At 64.8% G+C, this 18,839-nt stretch carries 20 protein-coding genes and 1 pseudogene; 9 read left to right on the top strand and 12 right to left on the bottom strand.

What is annotated here, in order from left to right; all coding sequences use genetic code 11:
* Positions 1–33: 33 nt before the first annotated feature.
* On the top strand, positions 34–1,011 hold the full coding sequence (locus tag GGC64_RS30410; RefSeq protein ID WP_192726294.1) for an acyl-CoA dehydrogenase: 978 nt from the start codon (positions 34–36) through the stop codon (positions 1,009–1,011).
* Here the strand turns inward: GGC64_RS30410 and GGC64_RS30405 are convergent.
* The 4 genes from GGC64_RS30405 to GGC64_RS30390 all read right to left on the bottom strand — a co-directional run bounded on the left by GGC64_RS30405 (position 1,008) and on the right by GGC64_RS30390 (position 5,212).
* The gene (locus GGC64_RS30405) at positions 1,008–2,189 is read right to left on the bottom strand and encodes an acyl-CoA dehydrogenase family protein (protein ID WP_192726483.1); all 1,182 of its coding nucleotides are present in this window, start codon (positions 2,187–2,189) and stop codon (positions 1,008–1,010) included. The two genes, GGC64_RS30410 and GGC64_RS30405, sit on opposite strands and share 4 nt — an antisense overlap.
* A gap of 24 nt (positions 2,190–2,213) precedes the next feature.
* Positions 2,214–4,481 carry an acyl-CoA dehydrogenase family protein gene (locus GGC64_RS30400; protein ID WP_192726293.1) on the bottom strand — a complete coding sequence of 756 codons (2,268 nt, stop codon included), beginning with the start codon at positions 4,479–4,481 and terminating at the stop codon, positions 2,214–2,216.
* A gap of 79 nt (positions 4,482–4,560) precedes the next feature.
* Positions 4,561–4,755, bottom strand: a complete 195-nt coding sequence (locus GGC64_RS30395) for a ferredoxin (protein WP_192726292.1) — start codon at positions 4,753–4,755, stop codon at positions 4,561–4,563.
* A 22-nt stretch (positions 4,756–4,777) separates the two neighbouring features.
* The gene (locus tag GGC64_RS30390; protein ID WP_192726482.1) at positions 4,778–5,212 is read right to left on the bottom strand and encodes a lipoprotein LpqH; all 435 of its coding nucleotides are present in this window, start codon (positions 5,210–5,212) and stop codon (positions 4,778–4,780) included.
* A 79-nt stretch (positions 5,213–5,291) separates the two neighbouring features.
* Here GGC64_RS30390 and GGC64_RS30385 point away from each other — a divergent pair.
* A pseudogene (locus GGC64_RS30385) lies at positions 5,292–5,405 on the top strand (CAP domain-containing protein); the annotation flags it as partial.
* Here GGC64_RS30385 and GGC64_RS30380 read toward each other — a convergent pair.
* Positions 5,402–5,743: a DUF732 domain-containing protein gene (locus GGC64_RS30380; protein ID WP_370582449.1), complete on the bottom strand. Its 342-nt coding sequence runs from the start codon at positions 5,741–5,743 to the stop codon at positions 5,402–5,404. The pseudogene GGC64_RS30385 and the gene GGC64_RS30380 sit on opposite strands and share 4 nt — an antisense overlap.
* Positions 5,744–5,808: 65 nt before the next feature.
* Between GGC64_RS30380 and GGC64_RS30375 the strand changes: the two genes are divergently transcribed.
* Positions 5,809–6,297 (top strand): CAP domain-containing protein, encoded by a 489-nt coding sequence (locus GGC64_RS30375; RefSeq protein ID WP_192726290.1) that lies wholly within the window; start codon positions 5,809–5,811, stop codon positions 6,295–6,297.
* On the opposite strand, the gene GGC64_RS30370 is transcribed toward GGC64_RS30375, so the two are convergent.
* The 3 genes from GGC64_RS30370 to GGC64_RS30360 are packed head-to-tail and all read right to left on the bottom strand — an operon-like array spanning position 6,294 to position 9,486.
* Positions 6,294–7,814 carry a class I adenylate-forming enzyme family protein gene (locus GGC64_RS30370; protein WP_192726289.1) on the bottom strand — a complete coding sequence of 507 codons (1,521 nt, stop codon included), beginning with the start codon at positions 7,812–7,814 and terminating at the stop codon, positions 6,294–6,296. The genes GGC64_RS30375 and GGC64_RS30370 overlap by 4 nt on opposite strands.
* Positions 7,815–7,816: 2 nt before the next feature.
* Entirely contained in the window at positions 7,817–9,028 is a 1,212-nt protein-coding gene (locus GGC64_RS30365; RefSeq protein WP_192726288.1) for a thiolase family protein, read from the bottom strand.
* A complete protein-coding gene (locus GGC64_RS30360) occupies positions 9,028–9,486 on the bottom strand; it encodes a MaoC family dehydratase (protein WP_192726287.1) in 459 nt (152 codons plus the stop codon). The genes GGC64_RS30365 and GGC64_RS30360 overlap by 1 nt, the downstream gene beginning before the upstream one ends.
* 92 nt (positions 9,487–9,578) lie before the next feature.
* Between GGC64_RS30360 and GGC64_RS30355 the strand changes: the two genes are divergently transcribed.
* Together GGC64_RS30355 and GGC64_RS30350 are read left to right on the top strand one after the other, a co-directional pair.
* Positions 9,579–10,766, top strand: a complete 1,188-nt coding sequence (locus tag GGC64_RS30355; RefSeq protein ID WP_192726286.1) for a thiolase family protein — start codon at positions 9,579–9,581, stop codon at positions 10,764–10,766.
* A gap of 1 nt (position 10,767) precedes the next feature.
* The gene (locus GGC64_RS30350; RefSeq protein WP_192726285.1) at positions 10,768–11,193 is read left to right on the top strand and encodes a Zn-ribbon domain-containing OB-fold protein; all 426 of its coding nucleotides are present in this window, start codon (positions 10,768–10,770) and stop codon (positions 11,191–11,193) included.
* 401 nt (positions 11,194–11,594) lie between these two features.
* On the opposite strand, the gene GGC64_RS30345 is transcribed toward GGC64_RS30350, so the two are convergent.
* A complete protein-coding gene (locus tag GGC64_RS30345; RefSeq protein WP_192726284.1) occupies positions 11,595–12,794 on the bottom strand; it encodes an amidohydrolase family protein in 1,200 nt (399 codons plus the stop codon).
* Between the two features lie 101 nt (positions 12,795–12,895).
* Between GGC64_RS30345 and GGC64_RS30340 the strand changes: the two genes are divergently transcribed.
* Together GGC64_RS30340 and GGC64_RS30335 are read left to right on the top strand one after the other, a co-directional pair.
* Positions 12,896–13,192: an acyl-CoA synthetase gene (locus tag GGC64_RS30340; RefSeq protein WP_192726283.1), complete on the top strand. Its 297-nt coding sequence runs from the start codon at positions 12,896–12,898 to the stop codon at positions 13,190–13,192.
* The gene (locus GGC64_RS30335; RefSeq protein ID WP_192726282.1) at positions 13,189–14,487 is read left to right on the top strand and encodes a TetR/AcrR family transcriptional regulator; all 1,299 of its coding nucleotides are present in this window, start codon (positions 13,189–13,191) and stop codon (positions 14,485–14,487) included. Before GGC64_RS30340 ends, GGC64_RS30335 begins: the two co-directional genes overlap by 4 nt.
* 303 nt (positions 14,488–14,790) lie before the next feature.
* Here GGC64_RS30335 and GGC64_RS30330 read toward each other — a convergent pair whose 3' ends face one another.
* From GGC64_RS30330 to GGC64_RS30320, 3 genes are read right to left on the bottom strand one after another with little or no spacing between them, the layout of a single operon-like run.
* Positions 14,791–15,438: an isochorismatase family cysteine hydrolase gene (locus GGC64_RS30330; RefSeq protein WP_192726281.1), complete on the bottom strand. Its 648-nt coding sequence runs from the start codon at positions 15,436–15,438 to the stop codon at positions 14,791–14,793.
* Between the two features lie 7 nt (positions 15,439–15,445).
* On the bottom strand, positions 15,446–16,219 hold the full coding sequence (locus GGC64_RS30325) for an SDR family NAD(P)-dependent oxidoreductase (protein ID WP_192726280.1): 774 nt from the start codon (positions 16,217–16,219) through the stop codon (positions 15,446–15,448).
* Between the two features lie 12 nt (positions 16,220–16,231).
* Positions 16,232–17,200 (bottom strand): VOC family protein, encoded by a 969-nt coding sequence (locus GGC64_RS30320; protein ID WP_192726279.1) that lies wholly within the window; start codon positions 17,198–17,200, stop codon positions 16,232–16,234.
* A gap of 82 nt (positions 17,201–17,282) precedes the next feature.
* Between GGC64_RS30320 and GGC64_RS30315 the strand changes: the two genes are divergently transcribed.
* Together GGC64_RS30315 and GGC64_RS30310 are read left to right on the top strand one after the other, a co-directional pair.
* Positions 17,283–17,933, top strand: coding sequence for a TetR/AcrR family transcriptional regulator (locus GGC64_RS30315; RefSeq protein ID WP_192726278.1), 651 nt, complete (start codon positions 17,283–17,285; stop codon positions 17,931–17,933).
* Between the two features lie 33 nt (positions 17,934–17,966).
* On the top strand, positions 17,967–18,839 hold the full coding sequence (locus GGC64_RS30310) for an SDR family NAD(P)-dependent oxidoreductase (RefSeq protein WP_192726277.1): 873 nt from the start codon (positions 17,967–17,969) through the stop codon (positions 18,837–18,839).

The raw sequence follows: 18,839 nt of genomic DNA, 5'->3' as shown, positions 1-18,839 counted from the left end.
TTTACTAGGTCAACTTACTGGAAGGGGCCCCAGGTGAACTTCGGGCTGACCGACGAGCAGGAACAACTGGCCGCGTCAGAGCGGTCATGGCTGCATCGAAACGACCCCATCGCGCGCCTGCGACAAGCCCTCGACGCGGCCCCGGTCACCATCCATCAGGCTGCGGTGACCCATGCGGCGGAGTCCGGACTTTTGGCACTGCTGACCCCGGACGTCGGCGGCACTCACGTCGACCTGGCGGTGTGCAGCGAGGCGAACGGCTATGCGGCCAGCTCGTTGCCCATCGCGGACCTGGCGATCGGTTGCTGGTTGCTCGAGCTCGCGGGAGCCCCAGAGGCTGAGCACGGACATCTCATCGGTGTGGCCCGCGCAGTCGAGCAGACCACGAGCCCCGTCCCGATGGCCACCGACATGGACGGCTTTGCCGTCGTGCGACGGACGGATGACGGGGAATTCGTAGCACTGGTCCGCGAACCGAAGATTCTGAGAATGACGACCCTGGATCTCAGCCGGTCCTGGGCTCGGCTGGACCTCGAAGAAGCAGAATTCGATTGGGTCGCGCTGCCCGCCGGAACCCTGCAGCACGTCCGCGACGCGCTCGCGGTGCACCGCGCGTTCGATGCGCTCGGCGCTGCGGCGCGTCTGCTCGAGATGACCGTCGCGTATGCGCTGCAGCGCGAACAATTCGGCGTGCTGATCGGTTCGTTTCAGGCCGTCAAGCACCACTGCGCGGACATGGCCGTCGGCGTGGAAGCCGGCCGCGCGACGCTGTGGGCTGCCGCGCTGTCGTTGGATGACGCGCCGGATGACGTCCGGTCGCGCGCCTCGTCGGCGGCGGTCGCCTACGCGAAGTCCGCCGCCAGCGACGTTGCGGGCACCGCACTTCAGGTTCACGGTGGCATCGGATTCACCTGGGAGCACGACGTGCATCTGTTCCTGCGCCGGATCAAGGTTGACGAGGCCTTCGACGGAAGCGTCGCCGAACACCGCGCAGCCCTGGTCACCGCCTAGCGCGGCAGGCCCAATCCGCGTTCGGCGACGAGGTTTCGCATGATCTCCGAACTCCCGCCCGCGATGGTGTAGGCGCGGGCATACAGCCACTCGTCCTGCCAGCGGCCATGATCGACAACGTTGTCGTCACCCGCGACGAGGACACCCCCCTCGCCACTCAACTCGACCGCGAATCGAGCCATCTCGAGGTTGATTTCGCTGAACATCAGCTTGCCCATCGCCGCGTCGTGTATGCGCTCGTTGCCGCGGAGCCAACGCGTTAAATTGGCGTATGTCAACGCCGACAGCGCCTCCACGTCGGCGCTGAACTCACCAATCCGGTCGCGAACCCGATCGCTCTCGATGGCCGGGCGACCGTCGATCGTGACCCTGGAGGCCAGTCCTACAAGTCCATCGATGGCCAACTTCAGCTTCACAACGATGCCACCAACATTGGTGCGCTCATGCGCCAGCGTCGCGTTCGCAATCGCCCAACCCTGGCCGGGCGCACCGATCATGGCGTCTGCACTTACCTCGACTCCGTCGAAGAACACCTCGTTGAAATCTGAGGTGCCGGTCAGCTCGCGCAGCGGTCGCACGCTCACCCCAGGTGCCGACATGTCAAGGATGAACGCGCTGATGCCTTTGTGCTTGGGCGCCTCGGCATCGGTGCGCGCCAGAAGATACCCGTATCGCGCCCAATGCCCATCGGTGGTCCACACCTTCTGGCCGTCGACGATGTAGGTGTCCTGATGCCGGACGGCCTTGGTACGCAACGACGCAAGGTCGCTGCCCGCACCCGGTTCACTGAACAGCTGGCACCACATTTCGCGGCCCGCCCGAATCTCGGGAAGATGCTTGCGCCGCTGCCCGTCTGTGCCGTAACGGATCAGCGCGTGCGACGCAAGAATGCTGCCGCTCTGCGCGCCTGGCGCCTGCGCCCGGGCGAGTTCCTCTCCCACGATGATGGAATGTTCGGGCGAGCGGTCATCGCGACCGCCATATTCCGCCGGCCAATCCGCGCCGATGTATCCCGCGTCGTACAGGCGGCGGGTCCACTGCTGCAACGCCTTGAATTCGGTGTCATTTTGGGCGCTGCGTACCCCGGCTCTTGGCGGGATTGCCGGTGCGTGCTTGACGATGAATGCCCGTACCTCAGCGCGGAACTGCGCCAATTCCTGACTTGTGCCGTACTCCACGATTCGATCCTTCATTCGTTGCCGCTAGGCGACGGCTCGGTCCAGCCTGCGGCGCGCAGCGCGGTCGCGCAGAGCGTCGGCGCGACCCACCAGCACAGCGTTCGCCCTTGCGCGGCGCATCAGCAGATGGACGGGGTGCTCCCAGGTGAATCCGATCCCACCGTGGATCTGCAGAGCGCCTTCGGTTGCAGTCACAGCGGCGTCGAAGGCGGCGGCCGCGGCAAGCTCAACCGCACAGTCCGCATCCTCGCTGTCGGCGTCGGCCTCTGCGGCCGCATGCACCTGGCTGCGCGCTCCCTCCAGCACCACCAGCATGTCGGCGCAGCGGTGCGAGATCGCCTGAAAGCTGCCGATCGGGCGGCCGAATTGCTCGCGCTCGCATGCCCATTCGACTGCCATCGCCAACGCGCGCGCACCCACTCCGAGCGAGTCCGACGCCACGGCGAGCAGCCCGTGCCGTCGAGCATGCTGCAGTCCGAGACGGAGCGCGCCCCCTTGGGCGAGCACCTCACCGGTGGCCGCGCGCAGCGTGACCGCACCGACCGTCGCGCTGAGATCCAGCGGCTGCTGGGCCGCCACGTCGACCCCTTCGTCACCGCGATCGACGGCGACCAGCACCTCGCCCATGTCGGCGGTGCGTGCAAGAACGAGTAACACATCGGCGACCGGTGCGCCTGCAACGATCGGCACTGCGCCCGTGAGCCTTTCACCGTCCCACTGAGGCAGTTCGAGCCCCTCGGTTCGCCAGCCAGTATCGCGCAGCGGTACCGCGAACGCCGCGGTCGCGCCGGACGTGATGCGCTCGGCGACCGACTTCGCGCCGATCGCGACGGCGACGTCAAGTGCGGTCACCGTCGAAACAAGCGGCACCGGCGCGATAGCCTTGGCGGACTCTTCGATGGCGGCGTACAGCATCCGGCGCGGCGCGCCCGCGCCGCCGAGTGCCTCGTCGACCGCAAGACCTGGCAGTCCGAAGTCGAGGAGTACCGACCATGCGGCGGAGTCGGTGGCATCGAAAGCCCGCTTGGGGTCCAGGATTTCGTCGATATCCACAGTCATCCGCAGCGCTTTCGCGAGCACCTCGCGCAGCTGGTGCTCATCCTCCCCCGTGACTGCAAGCGGAGCGCCGGGCACCACCGCGGCGGCACGGGTCCCCTCGCCGCGATGCGACGGCAGGCCGAGCACCGATTCGGCGATGGTGTTGCGCTGAATCTCTGCGGTGCCCGCACCGATCGTGGTGGCACGGCTCATCAGGTACCCGAACGTCCATCGGCCCTTGTCGACCGCGCCGGACGCCCGACTGCCAAGCGCGGCGTGGGGTCCGGTCGAGCGCATTGCGAGCGCATGCATGTGCTGCTCGAACTCCGACTTGACCAATCGATTGACCGACGCCACAGCGCCGGGGTCCTCGCCGCGCAGCACGGCGGCCAGCGCGCGGGCGCTGTTGGCCGCGATGGTCCGCACCCCCGATTCGAGCCGGGCGACGTCCTGGCGCACCAGCGGGTCGTCGCCCAGTCCTTGCGACAACAGAAGGTCGACGACCTTGTCGGTCGTTTTGCGGTACTTGAACTCGTCGGCAAGAAACGCGGTGGCCCGCTCATGGCCGAGGGAGGTTCGCATGATCGACCACCCATCCCCCTCGGCACCGACGCGGTTCGCGACGTCCACCTCGACGTCGTCCAAGAAGACCTCGGCGAAGTGCGCAGCGCCGCTGATGTCGCGTAGCGGCCGAACAGTGATGCCGGGACTGTTCATGGGGATCAGCAAGTACGTGATGCCGTCGGTGCTGCGCCCCGGCGAACCCGTTCTGACCAACGTGAACATCCAGTCGGCCCGCTCGGCCATCGACGTCCACACCTTCTGACCGGTCACCCGGTATACGTCGCTGTCACGGACCGCACGGGTGGACAGCGAAGCCAGGTCGCTTCCCGCCCCAGGTTCGGAGAAACCCTGACACCAGAACTCGTCGGCGCGCAGCAGCGGCTCGAGGAACCGGTCCTTTTGCTCCGGAGTGCCGTGCGCGATCAGCGTGGGGGCGACGATGAAGGACAGTGGGCACGGGTGAGGGGGCACCCCGGCCGCGGTGGTGATTCGGTAATACTCAAGCTGATCTTCCAGCGATAGTTCAAGGCCGCCAACCGATTTCGGCCAGCCCGGCGCGGCCAGCTTCTCGTCGGCGAGCCGGGCGTGCCAGGCACGAGCCGCCACGATGCGATCAGCCCCGGCGGTCCGGTCAGGCGCGGAGTCGACAAGCAATCGCTCAAGCCGGTCTCGCCAGTCGTCTGACGACATGCGCACCCCACAAAGTTAACTTGGTTAGTTATGTGGTCAGTGTCGCCTGTCGACGCCGTTCTTGGCAAGTGCCCCGGGGTCAGTCCTCCTCGAGCACCAGAGCAAGCTCGGGACAGGCGGCCACGCCGTCGCGGGTCTTCTCTTCGTCGCCGGGCTTGACTTCGTGGGCCTCGAGGATGCTGTAGCCGGAGTCGTCAATAGGAAACAGGTCGGGGTCGACGGCGTAGCACTGGGCATGGCCGACACACCTCGACTGTTCGAGACGAACTCTCATGGTCGATCCTCCGTCGTAGTAATCAGCAGGCCACCCGTATCGAGAAGGTCTGCGAGATGCGCGCACTGGGGTTGCTGTCGTTGAATCCGTTCGCGGTGCCGTTCACGAGGAACGTGCGTCCCGCTTGCTCGACCTTGGCAGGAGAGTCGAGTTGTGCCCAGTAACTACCGGTGAACCCGCCGAGGTCACGGATCTGCGCGAACTGCACGGAAGCGCCCTCAGAGGTATCGACAGCCGACGTTGTACCCGATTTGTCGTCACCGGTGTTGATCGTCGTGACCGCGCCCTGCGACGAACAGTGGACGTCGTGGGTGGCGTTCACTTTGGTGCCGTTGACGGTGACCTCGGCCGTCCCCGCTGACAGGCCCCCGGTCGGCGGCGCGGGTGCCGGGCCCGAGCAGCCGGCAAGTGCCGCTGCCGTTGCGACACCGGCCAAGAGTCGACTATGGGGGAGCATCACGGGAACATAATCCGCTAAATATCTTCCCAATTCAACCGCCGCGTAGTTGACTGTGTGAACCAGGGTGAAAGGACAGCCGATGGACCCCAATCCCGACTACGACGCCAGCGACGAGATCGAGTACGGGATGAACTGGTTCGCCTGGATACTGCGCGGCGTCTATCCGCCACCCGCTTATCCACCGGCTTAGGGCAACCCGGTGTAGCCGGCGGTCGACTTCCTGAGCTGCCAGATCTGCGCGGGACACAGTTCGTTGGCGGATTGTGTGATCAGGTACGAGGCCTGGAACTCGTCGGCCGTATTGAAGTCGTTCTTGACGTCGCCGACGAGTTGCGCATAGGCCCTGCCCCCAGCGATCTTGTCGCAGACACCGTGCCCGTAGGCCAGGGCCTGGTCGGCATTGGCGAAGTTATAGCCGGGGCGGACCGTGACGTTGACCAGATACGCGACTGCATCCGCGGACGCGGCAGGCGTAGGCAGGATGTATCCGCCCAGTGCGAGCAGCGTCGCGGCGACCAGCGTGACCATCCGTCTTAGCGTCATAGACATGAAAGCGTAATTCATTTAGCTATTTGCGGGTAGTCTATTCGGTCATGACGTTGATCCGCCGTCGCGGTGTGGCGATGCTGTTCCTGATGGTCGCGCTGACAGCGGGAGTAGCAGTACCGCCCGCAAGCGCCGACAACAGGCGCCTCAACGAAAGCGTGTTCGTCAACATCTACACCGCGCAGAAGCAGAACGGCTGCCCGACGGAGCCCCGGCTCGACGGCAGGCTCGTCGACGCCGCACGCAGACACACACTTGACGTACTCAACCATCCGGAAATCGATGGTGACATCGGCTCGGACGGCTCCACCACGCAAGACCGGGCAAATGCCGCGGGCTTCGTCGGCAAGACCTCCGAAACCATTGCGATCAATCCGGCGATCGCGATCAGCGGCATCGAAATCCTCAGCCAGTTCTGGTACAACCCGACCTACCAGGCCATCATGAAGGACTGCGCGAACACCGCCATCGGCGTCTGGTCGGAAAACAGTCTTGCCCGCTCCGTGGTCGTGGCGACCTATGGCCAACCGGGCTAACCGCCCGCGACATCGGCGCGCAGCCGCTTCTTGTCGATCTTGCCGCTTGGCAGTACCGGCAACTCGCCGGCGATGACCAGCCGGCGCGGGACCTTGTAGCCCGCCAGCCGGGAGCGGACGAATTCCTGGATCGCTTCGAGCGTGACGGATGCACCCGGTGTCAGTGTGACGACGGCGCACACGGTCTCACCCCATCGATCGTCGGGTGCGCCGACGACAGCGCAGGCCGCGACACCTTCGAACCGGCTCACGGCATCCTCGACCTCCGGCGAGTAAACATTCTCCCCGCCGGTGATAATGATGTCCTTCTTGCGGTCGACCAAGTGAAGCAGGCCGCGCTCGTCGAATCTCCCGATATCGCCGGTGTGACACCATCCGTCGCGCAATGTCGCCATCGTCGCGGCATGGTCGTCCCAGTACCCGCGAAACAGCGAATCCGATTGCACGACAATCTCCCCCGGTTCTCCTACCGGCACGTCGGTGCCGTCATTGGAGATGATCCGCACCCGGATGCCAGGAAACGGAAATCCCACCGATCGGAGCGCATTGTCCGAGTCGGGCCCGTCGACGGCGTGCAGCTCACGCGGCAGGCCGGACACGATCGCCTCGGTCTGTCCATACAGGTTCAGAAAGCCGACAGACGGCAGCATGGACAGCGCCCGTTCGAGCGTGGCGACGGACATGGGCGCCGCCGCATAGATGACGGTGCGCAGGCTTTCGACGGACCGTACGTCGGTGACCGCGTCGAGCACCGCCCGCAGCATCACCGGAGCGAGGTGCACGAGCGTGATGTGCTCCTGTGCGATCAACCGTACGGCCTCGTCCGCATCGAACTGCTGCTGCAACACCACAGTTCCGCCGCGGGCATGGATGCCGCCGATAATGGCTTGTGCGCCGACATGGAACATCGGCAGGTTGATCAGCCCGCGATCCTCAGAGCCCGAACGCATCTCGGCATTCATCGCAAACGCGACGCGACGTTGCTCGCGTTGCCCGAGGATGCAACATTTCGAGGCGCCGGTGGTACCGCTGGTGAAGATCAGGCAAGCGATGTCTTCGGGACGTGCTTCGTACGGTAATTCGTCGGTGGCCGCGGTGGTGAAGTCATCGATCTCGGCCATGCACACGACCGGCGACGCCGGCGCAAGTTCGTCGATCATCGGCGTGAACTCGTCGGCACAGAACATGATCGACGGACGGACCCGGTCCAGCACGTCGCGGACTTCGTTCGCTGAGAGCCGAAAGTTGATGGTGGCCATGATGATTCCGCTCAGCTGACAGGCCGCCATCACCTCGCCGAATTCGACGCTGTTTCGGGACAGTATTGCGATACGGTCTTGCCTACGCACACCCGCGGCCGCCATCGCCGAAACCAAACGCACCGCGCGGTCGCGCAGCACCCCGTGCGTGACAGTTCGATCGCCGAGCCGGTAGGCGATCACATCCGGGAATCGCCGGGCGTTGTCGATGACGATGTCGCCCAACGTCATTACCGGATCACCCGCGTCGGATGCCATGGCTATCGGTTACTGAGCAACATCGACCCCGCGACCGGACCCCCGCCCACACCCACCGCGACCACCTCGGGGGTCTTTGGCGTTTGCCGGTCGCCGCCTTCACCCCACATCTGCACGCACGCTTCGTGGAGGAACCCCATGCCGTGCAGCCTGCCACCTGACAGCTGGCCGCCGCTGGTGTTGATTGGAAGATCTCCGTCCAAGGCGATGCGTTCGCCGCCTTCGATGAACTCCCCCACCTTGCCGTGATCGCAGAAGCCGAGTGCCTCCAGCCAGATCACCGTGAGAAAGGAGAATCCGTCGTAGATCTGGGCCATGTCGACATCGGCAGGAGTCAATAGCGTGTTCTGCCATAGTGTTTCCGCGGAGTCGTGCGCGGCCATCGTCGTGAGGTCCGAACGTTGGTCCCAGGTGGCGCGTTCGAACATGCCGGGGCCGACGGACTCCACGGTCAGCGGATGCCGGGGTAGACCATTGGCCGCGTCTCTGCGCGACACGATCACCGCGGTCGCCCCATCGCAGGGGGCGTCGCAGTCGTACAGGCACAGCGGTTCTGAGATCATCCGCGCACCGAGATAGTCGTCCATTGACATCGGCTCGCGGTAGACGGCATCGGGATTCAATCCGGCGTTGCGGCGGGCGTTGATGGGGATCGCGCCGAGTTGCTCGCGAGTCAATCCGTGATCGTGCATGTATCGCTGGGTGGGCATAGCCAGCCAGTTGGCCGCCGACAGTGCGCCGAACGGTGCGACGTATTCCAGTTTCGGCGGCAACTTTCCGCCGGAGAACAGGACGGAGGCCCGGCCGCCGCCCGCCTGCGCCGCCGCCGTGGATTCCCACACCGACCGGAACACCACGACGTGGTTAGCCAGCCCGAGAGCCACGGCCATGCACGCTTCGATCGCGGGGCCGATTTGGCCTGCGGTCTCCAGGCTCGAGATGTACCACCGACAGCTCAGCCCCAGCGCGTTGCGCACGTCCTGCACACCGGCACCGGAGAAGCCCGGGTCGAGTACGCCGGGTCCGGGATAACTCGCGATGCCGTCGATGTCGTCGACGTCCAGGCCCGCGTCTGCGATGGCGCGAAGTACGGCCTCCAGAGTCAGATCCAGACCCGTGCGGCCAAGCCGACGCCCGACTTGCGACTTGCCGGCGCCGGTCAGCACCGCCTTGCCGTCGAACAGACCACCGATCGTCTTGGCGACCTTGGCCATCAGAAGACGAACCGGGCGATGAGTTCGGCGACGGCGGCAGGTTTGTCACCCCCATCGATCTCCACGGTGTGCTGCACGGTCAGGTTCACCGTGTCATCGGAGACCTTGACCGCATCGAGAAGTTTGGAGCGCACCCGCACGCGACTGCCGGCAGTGACCGCGCTGAGGAATCGAACCTTGTTGAGTCCGTAGTTGATGCCCATCTTCGCGTTCTCGACGCGGTAGTTGTCCTTGCTGACGCCAGGGATCAACGACAGCGTGAGGAAGCCGTGCGCGATCGTCGCGCCGTACGGGCTCGCAGCCTTGGCCTTCTCGACATCGACGTGGATCCACTGATGATCCATCGTCACGTCGGCGAACGCGTCGATGCGACCCTGGTCGATCTCAAGCCAGCGGCTGACGCCGAGTTCCTCGCCGACCAAGGCAATCGCCTCGTCAATAGATCCAATCGTGTTCACCAGCAGCTCCCATCGCAGACTATCCCAAGATACATTTATCTATTTAACGGTATAGACTGCCGGAGGCCTGTCCAACAACCACTGGGAGAGCTATGCCGCCAACGACGTCCCGCGCAGCCATCGTCGCCGCTGCCCGCACACCGATCGGAACAGCGCGTAAAGGCACGCTGGCCAACATGCCCGCGGTCGAACTGGCCAAACCCGTGGTGTCGGCCGTCATCGAACGCTCCGGACTGGACGCGGCCGATTTCGACGACTTCGTGCTGGCCGAAGTGATGCAGGGTGGCGGCGACAGCGCTCGCTACATCGCCGTCGATCTCGGCCTGCTTGACATTCCGGGTCTGGCCGTCAACCGTCAGTGCGCCTCGAGCCTGTCCGCCATCGCGGTCGGGGCGGGGCAGATCGCGGCGGGGATGAGCCGCGCGATTCTGGCCGGCGGAATGGAGTCCCCGTCCACCGCACCGATCATGCAGAAGCGCAAGCTCTTCACCGCAGGGAAGTCGCCGCAGGACTACGCCCAGTGGTTCCCCGAGTCGCATCCCCCGACCGATGATGCGCCTGCAATGGACATGTCCATCACGGTCGCGCACAACTGCAACGTGCAGTACGGGATCACCCGCGAGGATCAAGACAAATGGGCGCTGCGTAGCCATCAGCGCGCGATCAAGGCCATCGACGCCGGGTCGTTCGTCGACGAGATCATCCCCATCCAGGTGCCCCAATCTGATGGGAGCACGATCACGTTCGCCGAAGACGAGCATCCGCGGCGCGGCAGTTCGATGGAATCGCTTGCCGAACTGAAGGTGCTACATCCTGAGATCGACGGGTTCAGCGTGACGGCGGGCAATTCTTCAGGCATCAACGACGCCGCGGCCGTGGTGGCTCTGGCGAGCCCGGACACTCAACAGAATGTCTTGGCGAGCGTGCTGTCGTGGACGCAGGTGGGACTGGACCCGACCCGCACCGGAAGCGGACCCATCAAGGCCATCCCCAAGGCGCTGGAACTGGCGGGCCGCAAGCTCGACGACGTCGTCTTGTTCGAAATCAACGAGGCGTTCGCCGCCCAGGCCGTCGCGTGCGCCCGCGAACTCGGACTCGATGAGGAGATCGTGAATGTCTATGGCTCGGGCATCAGCCTGGGTCATCCGATCGCCGCGACCGGCGCGCGCATGGTGACGTCGGCGATCTACGAACTGCGCCGCCGCGGCGGCGGTATAGGAGTGCTGTCGATGTGCGCAGGCGGCGGCATGGGTGCGGCAATGGTTATCGAGGTGGCTTGAGATGACGAATCTGATCACCGAGGGCTTGTTCCGGGTCGACGGGGATCGAGCGGTGCTGTTCGGTTCACGACGCATCTCGACGGGTGTCGTGAAGTTCCCGGCCGAACGCCCCGAGTTGTTCGACGCCAACCCGGACATCCAGGCCGACATCGAAACGGTCGAACTGTCCACGGAGGGAACGCTTTACACGTTCACGACGCAGGAATTCGTCCCGCCCCTACCGTACAAGGGAATTCGCGATCCCAAAAAGTTCCGGCCGTACATCGTCGGGTTCATCGAACTCCAGGAGGGGCTGCTGGTGGAGTCGCTGATCATCGATGCGGCCCCAGGTGATCTTCAGATCGGCCAGTCGATGGTGTCTGCCACCTCAACGGTGGAGACCGAGGCCGGCGAAACGTTTGTCACCTTCGCGTTTCGCCCGGCCTAGCGCCGGCCTTGGCGCGAGTGCCCGGGCGGCGTCCGGGCACCAGGCGTGAGGGATCGCCCCCCACTTCCCGTGCGATGAGCGTCGGCGTGATCAGGAGCAGCCAGTAGCTCACGTGGACGTGAGGATCCACGCCAGCGCGCGCAGGGCGTCGCGTTTGATCGCTCGTGGGAGATGCGCTTGGCGATCAACGCTTCGAAACGTGTCGGCCTTGGTTGGTCCAGCCGATGAGAAAAGCGGTCACCGCGCCGAAGGGTCCAAACGGGATGTTCGGATACAGCAGCGGCATCGTGCCGACACTTACTCCGTGACCAGATCGAAGCCGATGAATACCGAGCGGGCCGCGGTAAGGCTGAGCACATTCCGCAGGCAACTTATTCCCTCGCTCGCAGTGATGGGACGCGCTAGACCGAAGCCAGCACGGGCTTGTCCGCACCGACCCGGGGGAAGTTGAGCATGCGGCGGGCGTTGTGCTCGACGATGAGCGAGCACTCGTCGTCGGGCACGTCGGCCAGCACCTCGGCGGCACGCTTGCGCGAGTTGGGCCAATTGGAATCGCTGTGGGGGAAGTCGATCTCCAACATGATCCGGTCGATACCGATCGCGTGGCGGTTTGTCAGCCCGTGCTCGTCATCGATGAAACAACCCCAGAAGTGCTTGCGGAACAGATCCGAGGGACGGGTGTCAAAGTCGATCTTCTGGTAGTAACGGTGCCGCTCCCACACGTAATCGGTGCGCTCCAGGATGTAGGGCACCCAACCGATGCCGCCCTCGGCCAGCGAGAACTGCAGATCAGGGAACTGCTGCAACTTGCCCGAGAACAACAGATCCACCGTCGACCACATCAGGTTGGTCGAGAACAACGCCGTGGCAACAGCGAACGGCGCATCCGGGGCGGCCATCTGACCAGGGACGGGCTTGACCGTGGAAAACGAGAACCCCGGCACAAAAGAACCCGACCCAAAGTGCAACGACACCGGCATCTTGGCCTGCGAGCAGACCGCCCACAACCGGTCCCAGTAATCAGAGTGAAACGACGGCAGACCCAGCGGCACCGGACTGTCCGGGAAAGAGATCGTGCGCGCACCCATAGCCGCCACCCGTTCGGCCTCGGCCACACACGCATCGATATCCCACGTCGGCAAGATCGCCAACGGCACATAGCGTTCAGGTGCAACCGCGCACCACTCCTCGATATAGAAGTCATTCCAGGCCTTGACACACAACAGCGCCAGATCCTTATCCTCGGCGCGCTGAAACGTCCCCCCACCAAAACCCGGGAACGACGGAAAACACAACGCCGACTGCACACCGTCGAGGTCCATGTCGGCCACCCGCGCCACCGGGTCATAACAACCAGGGATCATGTCCTCATAACGCACCGGATCCATACCCCACTGCTCGGGCGGCTTACCCGCGACCGCATTGAGACCAATGGTCGGAAACACCTGACCGTCGTAGTGCCACAAGTGCATCCCGTTCTCCTCGACAATCCGAGGACCCCGCTCGAGATACTTCTGCGGCAGACGCTCCTGCCACACCCGCGGATGCTCAACCAAATGATCATCGACCGACACGATCTGATGTTCATCCCGAAGCGGCACGATGCCTGCCCTTTCTTCTGACGTTTCGTCTCGATTTCTGACGGTTCGTCTCAGATGCTATATGATGCAGGCCAACTCGTCTAGCAGCTGAGAGGAACGAGATGGACCCGACGGACCGGCCCGACGACGGCCCTGCACGGGAGAAGATCGACGAAGACGACCACGACCTGTTGACCTTCGGGGAAGCCGGCGAACGGCTACGCCTGGAGGTCGCCGCGGCGGCGAACGAGGTCGAGCGGCTGCAGCAGTCGGGGTCCGCCGACGATCTCGACAAGGCCCGCGCCCGGCTACAGGCGCTGCGGTCCGCCGCGGCCCGCAACCGCGCGCAGCCCATCAACGACGCCAACTTCGAGAAGTTCTTCGGCTATCCCGGCAAGGCCAAGCGCAACCTGCCGTGACGTCTGCTCCGGACAAGACACGCCGCCCCGGGTACGCCCCGACGACGAACGTCGGCGTGGGACGCCGCGGCCTGCACACCCGAGACCGGATACTCGCGTGCGCCGCTGAGGCATTCCTTGTCAACGGATTCCACAGCACGTCGTTGGACACGATTGCCAAGGCGGCCAACGCCTCCCGCGCCACCGTCTATCAGTACTTCGCGGGCAAGGAGGACATCTTCCGCGAGCTGAGCGCCACCGCCGAGCGCGACGTGCTTGCGCACACCGAACGATTGGGCGGGCTCGGCCCGACGGCCGACGGGCTGGCCGCACTGCACAGCTGGCTCGCCGAGTGGGCCGACATCTACGACGCCCACGCCGCGGTGTTCGCGGAGTTTCCCGGCATCGGTACGGCGAGGGGCCTGTCGGTCATCGACACGGGTGACGTCGCTGAGGCCTACCGCCTCCAGGTCATCGACCGCCTGCGGTTGGCCAACATTCGGGGGTTGGAGCACGATGACGCCGCTGCGGCCCTCGGCCGAATTCCGCACATGGTCAACCTCTATCGGCGCCGGGCCATGTTCCCGTTGCCGGATCGCGCCGTCGTGTCCTGGTCGCTGGCGGTTGCAATGCAACTCATGTTGTTTCCCGACACTCCCGCGGACGTGCTGGCCGCCGCCGCCCCAGACGACATCGCCGAATCGGACGCCCGCACGTCCGCGCCCGTGTCAGTCGATGCGGCACCCACCGTCGCGACACCCCCGCTCTCGCCGACTGCACAGGACATCCTGTCGGTGAGTTCGACGCTGTTCGCCGAGCGGGGCTATTACACCGTCGGCATGGAAGAGATCGCTGCCGCAACCGATCTCAGCCGCGCCACCCTCTACCGGTATTTCAGCACGAAGGACAAGATTCTCGCCGAGCTCACCCGGCTTGCCGTGGTCGAGATCGAGCAGCACGCCGCTGCCCTGCAGCGAATGGCCGCAGATTCGTTGGACGCGTGGATGATTGCCTATGTCCGATTCCACCGCGCTTACCGTGGCGTCATCCGGGCATGGTTTGACGGCACCGTCGCCGAACAGCTGTCCGACGCAAAGGTCGATGACGGCATCGGTGCAATCCACCACGCGATCGGCGCACTGATCGACACGGTGCGGTTGCCGCCCGGCCTCCATCCGCAGGTGGCGGCCGCCGTGTTCCTGGCCGTGTTGGGCAGGATGAGCGAGCCGACCGCCCCCGGTCAACCCGTCGGCGACGAACGCGCAGCCGCGCTTATGACGAGCCTGTTGCGGCGATCGCTTCTACGAACGACCTGACAACTCCGGGCGCAGCCGCTTCTTGTCCACGTTGCCGCTCCGCCAGTAGCGGAAGTTCGTCCAAGAACACCTGGCGACGTGGCACCTTATGGGGGGCCAGCGTCAGGCGAACGCCCTCCTGGAGCGCCTCGAGCGTCGGCGGAGTTCCGGTGCGATACGGGCCATCCGAATCCCCGCTTGTTTCGATCTTTGCGTTTGACGTTTGGCCGTCGGTCGTTGCCACGAGTGGGAACCTCCGGAGCGGTTCCTCGCGTCGGTACCGTTCTCGCGTGCGCGACGAAGTACGCGGGAACCCTTGGGCCGTCACGAGTTGGACCAGACCTCCAGTACTTCTTCGACGGAGACCACGGGCCCAAGCATGGCGAAGGCATGCCGCAGCATGTCCGCACCGAACGAGGCTGGTACGCCTAGCGCCGCGTCGCGGACCACGGCGATCCGGTAGCCCAAGTTGACAGCTTCGATCGCGGCGCCAATGATCGCCTCGTTCAGCGATACGCCGGCGAACACCAGCGTACGAACATCCAAGCCTCGCAATAACATATCGAGGTCAGTGCCGGCGAATGCAGACATTCCGTGGTACCGCTTTGCGACGATATCGGGATCGCGCGGCGCCAATTCCGGCACCACGTCGGCCTGCGCGGAGTCGGCCAGCATGTAATCGGGGGAACGCATCACGACCGCCATCCACGGCGTCACCAATTTGACGCCGGCCCGACGCGGGCGGTACTGCAATGTGGTGTGGATGACTTGGGCACCCGCATTGCGCGCGCCGTCGACGACCTGTCCCACCGATTCGATCAGCCCGGTTTCGCGAACCGCGTCGGTGAGCGGTCTGAGGACGCTTGGCGCGAGGTCTCCGACGATCCCACGCTGCATTTCCGAAACCAGCACAGCAGTGTGGTGCGGACTGATCAGATTCGGCAGGGCAAACGGGTTCGGGTCGTCGCTCATCGGGGAGTCACCGCATGTAGGTGTAGCCACCGTCGACCATCAAGGTCGACCCAGTCAGGTAATTGGCGTCATCGGATGCCAGGAACGCCACCACGCGTCCCACATCGGTCTCAGCGTCACCGATGCGCCCGAGCGGCACATCGGGCAGCAGATCCGCGTTACGTGAGAGTCCCATCTCGGCTTCGAAATTATTCATGCCGTCGGTTTCGGTGAACGGACACAACGCGAGGGCGCGAATGCCGTGGCGACCCCACTCGACGGCGGCTACGCGGGTCAGCGCGCGCATTGCCTCCTTGGCCATCGCGTAGGCGGCCATCGCCGGCGGAGCGGTCATGCCGGCGCCCGACGCGACGTTGACGATGAGACCCTTCGATTCGCGGAGCGCCGGGAACGCAGCCTGCATGAGACGTACGGCGGCCAGCGGGCCGGTCCGCCACGACTCGTCGAAATCCTCGGGTGCCAGCCTGCGGATCGGGCCGTAGTTGAAGCTCTGCGCGGAGTGCACCAGACAATCGAGCCGTCCCAATGCCGTAGTGGCGGTATCGACGGTGCGGATAACGTCGGCGGGGTCGTTGACGTCACACCGGATCGCGATGCCCTTGGCGCCACGGCCCTCGATTTCGGCGACGACGCGCTCGCAGCGCTCCATCGTGCGGCCGGCCACCGCGATGGCCGCGCCCTTGTCGGCCATCGCCAACGCGATGCCACGACCCACGCCGCCGCTGCCGCCGGTGATCAGCGCGGTGCGCCCCTGCAGAGATGTTCCGCTGTCGTTATTCATGTGAGTGGCCCTTCAGTTGCCGGAAAGCGCGGAGACGCTGTTGCTCGCCACACGACTTGTCAGTGGCGGGATGATGCGGTCGACCAGTTCGACGTGCAGACCGTCGGGGTCGGAGAGGAAGTTGACCGTGAGCCGGCCGATGGCGGTGCCTGGCAGGGCGAAGCTCAGCTGGTGACCAGGGTCGATCCCAGCGCGGCGAAGGGCACCGGTGGCGGCGTCGGGGCCGGGGACAGCCATAGCGAACCGAACCGGCCCGCGGTGCCAGAACGGCAACGGCGAGTGATCAGGTTCGACGAGTCGGTCCCAGGTCGTCAGTTCAACCAGAATGGATCGGCTGACCAACGACAGCGCGAGGGTGGAGCCGGTGATGTCGTCGTTTCCGACGCGAAGCCTGGTCGGCGCTGGCTCGGCGACCTGTTGGAACCCAAGAGCGGTGTAGAACCGCAGCGACGTAGCCATGTCCGAGCACCCAATTCTGATGTGCCGTAAACGGGTGGCGGGCTCATCGTGGCGCACGAGTTCCACCATCACCCCGTCGGCATCGGTGACGACGTCTCGGCTGACTCCGTCGACGTCGATGACACCTGCCTTGGCGTCCGGTCCGGCGGCACCGGCGGAAATGCCAAGTCCGATGGTCGCGATGCCCACCCGGTTGACGACCGAGTGTGGTTGCCCGACGACTGAAGGCCGGTGCCAGGCAACCAGTTCCAGCGCAGGAGCTACTCGCGGACCACGGTCGTCGTACAGGAACCACGCCTCACTGTCCACGGGCTCGGCGTACCCTGCGAAAGACCAATCTCCATGAGTGTCATGGGCGTGCATGCCTTGGTGCAGGCCCCACTTTCCGACGTAATAAGCAAGCGCGGCCTGAGGGTCGCCGGTGTTGAGGTTGACGTGCAGAACATGCGTTGCCGCGCCATGCTCGCTCGCACCCCCGGCCTCTGGTTTCTCGAGCCCTGACGACATCCGCTTCCCCCCCATGCAAACACACGCTACATTAGCGACAACACCGTTTTCGCACGGGGCGACATCGTTGTCAATAGATGAGAGGTGAGAGAGCCGGATGACGACAGAACCGACCTCGCTTCGCCGCGAGGCCGTCACACGAGGCCTAGCCGACCGGACCGCCGCCGCCGATGCCATGCTCGGCCAGCTCGTTCAGGTCGCTCGCCGCCAGATTCGACGTGCCGGAACGATTGACCTGAGCCTGCGCGAATTGCTCGACGAAGCCGGCGTAGGCACTCGGTGGTTCTATCGGCACTTCGAGAGCAAAGAAGCCTTCCTGCTAGTCATGCTCGAAGACCTTTTCAGTGATCTGGCCGAGTACCTCAGGGAGGCAACGGATTCAGCCGGTACTCCGCGCGACAGGGTTATCGCCTGGATCAATGGTGTTCTCGATCAGGCCGAACCGGCCGTTGCTGAGCTGGGCCGACCTTTGCTCGTGCACGCCGCACGCCTCAATAAGCTTTTCCCCGAGGCCTATCGCGCAGTCGGCCACGCGATGCTCGCGCCGCTGACTGCATCCATCTCGGCGGGCGCGGCCGACGGGACGTTACACAGCGCCGACAACCCCTCCGATGCGCGGGCGATCTTCTTCTTAACCCTGTCGCTCATGCAGTCGCATGTGTTGGAGGGCACAACATGTTCGGCACAGGAGCGCCGCGCCATCGCCGACTTCGCCTTGCGGGCTTTGAGCACCGACACCGTTTTGTGAATCACCGGACCACCTAATACCAGGAGGCAAACAATGGATCTGTCCGGCAAAGTCGCCATCGTCACGGGTGCAAGCAGAGGCATTGGCGAGGCCATCGCCATCGAACTCGCCGGCGCCGGCGCCGATGTCGCGCTGATGGCGCGGAGCACCGCCGACGCGCCGAGCAAGAACTTCGAAGGCACCCTCGACGACGTTGCCGCCGCCATCGAACGGCAGGGCAGAAAAGTGCTCACGGTCCAGGGGGACGTTTCCCGGGAAGACGACGTAGCCGCCGCCCGCGACGCCACACTCACGCGATTCGGCCGCTGCGACATCGTGGTCAACAACGCTGCGACGTCCTATCTCGCGCCGTTCCTGGACCTGTCGGTGAAACGCTGGGATGTGGTCATGGCCGTCAACGTGCGAGGTCCCATGCTGATGAGCCGGGCGTTCCTGCCCAACATGATCGAACGGGGCAGTGGACACATCATCAACATCTCCTCTGCCGACGGTCGCCTAGACCTGGATTCAGCCGTCGAGATCGCCTCGATGATCGGCTACGACTCGACCACGGCCACATTCGGTGCTTCCGCGCGACCGTTCGAGTTGAGCCGCACCGCGTATGGAACCTCCAAGGCAGCGCTCAACCGCCTCACTGTTGGGCTGGCCGCAGAGTTCGCCGACGCCGGGATCGCTGTCAACGCATTGGAGGTGAGTGCAGTGACGCAGGCGGTGCTGAAGAACACGCCCGATTCCGACCATTCGGCCAATGAGCTCCCCGAGGGGCCCGCTCAGGCCGTCGCGTGGATCGCCGCGCAGTCGACCGACTACACCGGCCACATACTCAGCCAGTTCGACCTGTTGCCCGAGCTCAGGGCCAGTGGGCAGATCCGTCCGCGCGTCGCCCCCTCCGATTTACGGATCTGA

The organism is Mycobacterium sp. OAS707, assembly GCF_014873705.1.
In the GTDB taxonomy this organism is placed as follows: domain Bacteria; phylum Actinomycetota; class Actinomycetes; order Mycobacteriales; family Mycobacteriaceae; genus Mycobacterium.
This window is presented reverse-complemented; position numbering and strand designations above follow the sequence as displayed.

What these genes read in the sequence shown, in the direction of transcription:
- GGC64_RS30325 (WP_192726280.1), bottom strand. Translation starts at nt 16,219, where the DNA reads ATGAATAACGACAGCGGAACATCTCTGCAGGGGCGCACCGCGCTGATC.
- GGC64_RS30330 (WP_192726281.1), bottom strand. Translation starts at nt 15,438, where the DNA reads ATGAGCGACGACCCGAACCCGTTTGCCCTGCCGAATCTGATCAGTCCG.
- GGC64_RS30340 (WP_192726283.1), top strand. Translation starts at nt 12,896, where the DNA reads ATGGACCCGACGGACCGGCCCGACGACGGCCCTGCACGGGAGAAGATC.
- GGC64_RS30390 (WP_192726482.1), bottom strand. Translation starts at nt 5,212, where the DNA reads ATGCTCCCCCATAGTCGACTCTTGGCCGGTGTCGCAACGGCAGCGGCA.
- GGC64_RS30400 (WP_192726293.1), bottom strand. Translation starts at nt 4,481, where the DNA reads ATGTCGTCAGACGACTGGCGAGACCGGCTTGAGCGATTGCTTGTCGAC.
- GGC64_RS30395 (WP_192726292.1), bottom strand. Translation starts at nt 4,755, where the DNA reads ATGAGAGTTCGTCTCGAACAGTCGAGGTGTGTCGGCCATGCCCAGTGC.
- GGC64_RS30370 (WP_192726289.1), bottom strand. Translation starts at nt 7,814, where the DNA reads ATGGCATCCGACGCGGGTGATCCGGTAATGACGTTGGGCGACATCGTC.
- GGC64_RS30375 (WP_192726290.1), top strand. Translation starts at nt 5,809, where the DNA reads ATGACGTTGATCCGCCGTCGCGGTGTGGCGATGCTGTTCCTGATGGTC.
- GGC64_RS30355 (WP_192726286.1), top strand. Translation starts at nt 9,579, where the DNA reads ATGCCGCCAACGACGTCCCGCGCAGCCATCGTCGCCGCTGCCCGCACA.
- GGC64_RS30310 (WP_192726277.1), top strand. Translation starts at nt 17,967, where the DNA reads ATGGATCTGTCCGGCAAAGTCGCCATCGTCACGGGTGCAAGCAGAGGC.
- GGC64_RS30365 (WP_192726288.1), bottom strand. Translation starts at nt 9,028, where the DNA reads ATGGCCAAGGTCGCCAAGACGATCGGTGGTCTGTTCGACGGCAAGGCG.
- GGC64_RS30380 (WP_370582449.1), bottom strand. Translation starts at nt 5,743, where the DNA reads ATGGTCACGCTGGTCGCCGCGACGCTGCTCGCACTGGGCGGATACATC.
- GGC64_RS30320 (WP_192726279.1), bottom strand. Translation starts at nt 17,200, where the DNA reads ATGGGGGGGAAGCGGATGTCGTCAGGGCTCGAGAAACCAGAGGCCGGG.
- GGC64_RS30350 (WP_192726285.1), top strand. Translation starts at nt 10,768, where the DNA reads ATGACGAATCTGATCACCGAGGGCTTGTTCCGGGTCGACGGGGATCGA.
- GGC64_RS30315 (WP_192726278.1), top strand. Translation starts at nt 17,283, where the DNA reads ATGACGACAGAACCGACCTCGCTTCGCCGCGAGGCCGTCACACGAGGC.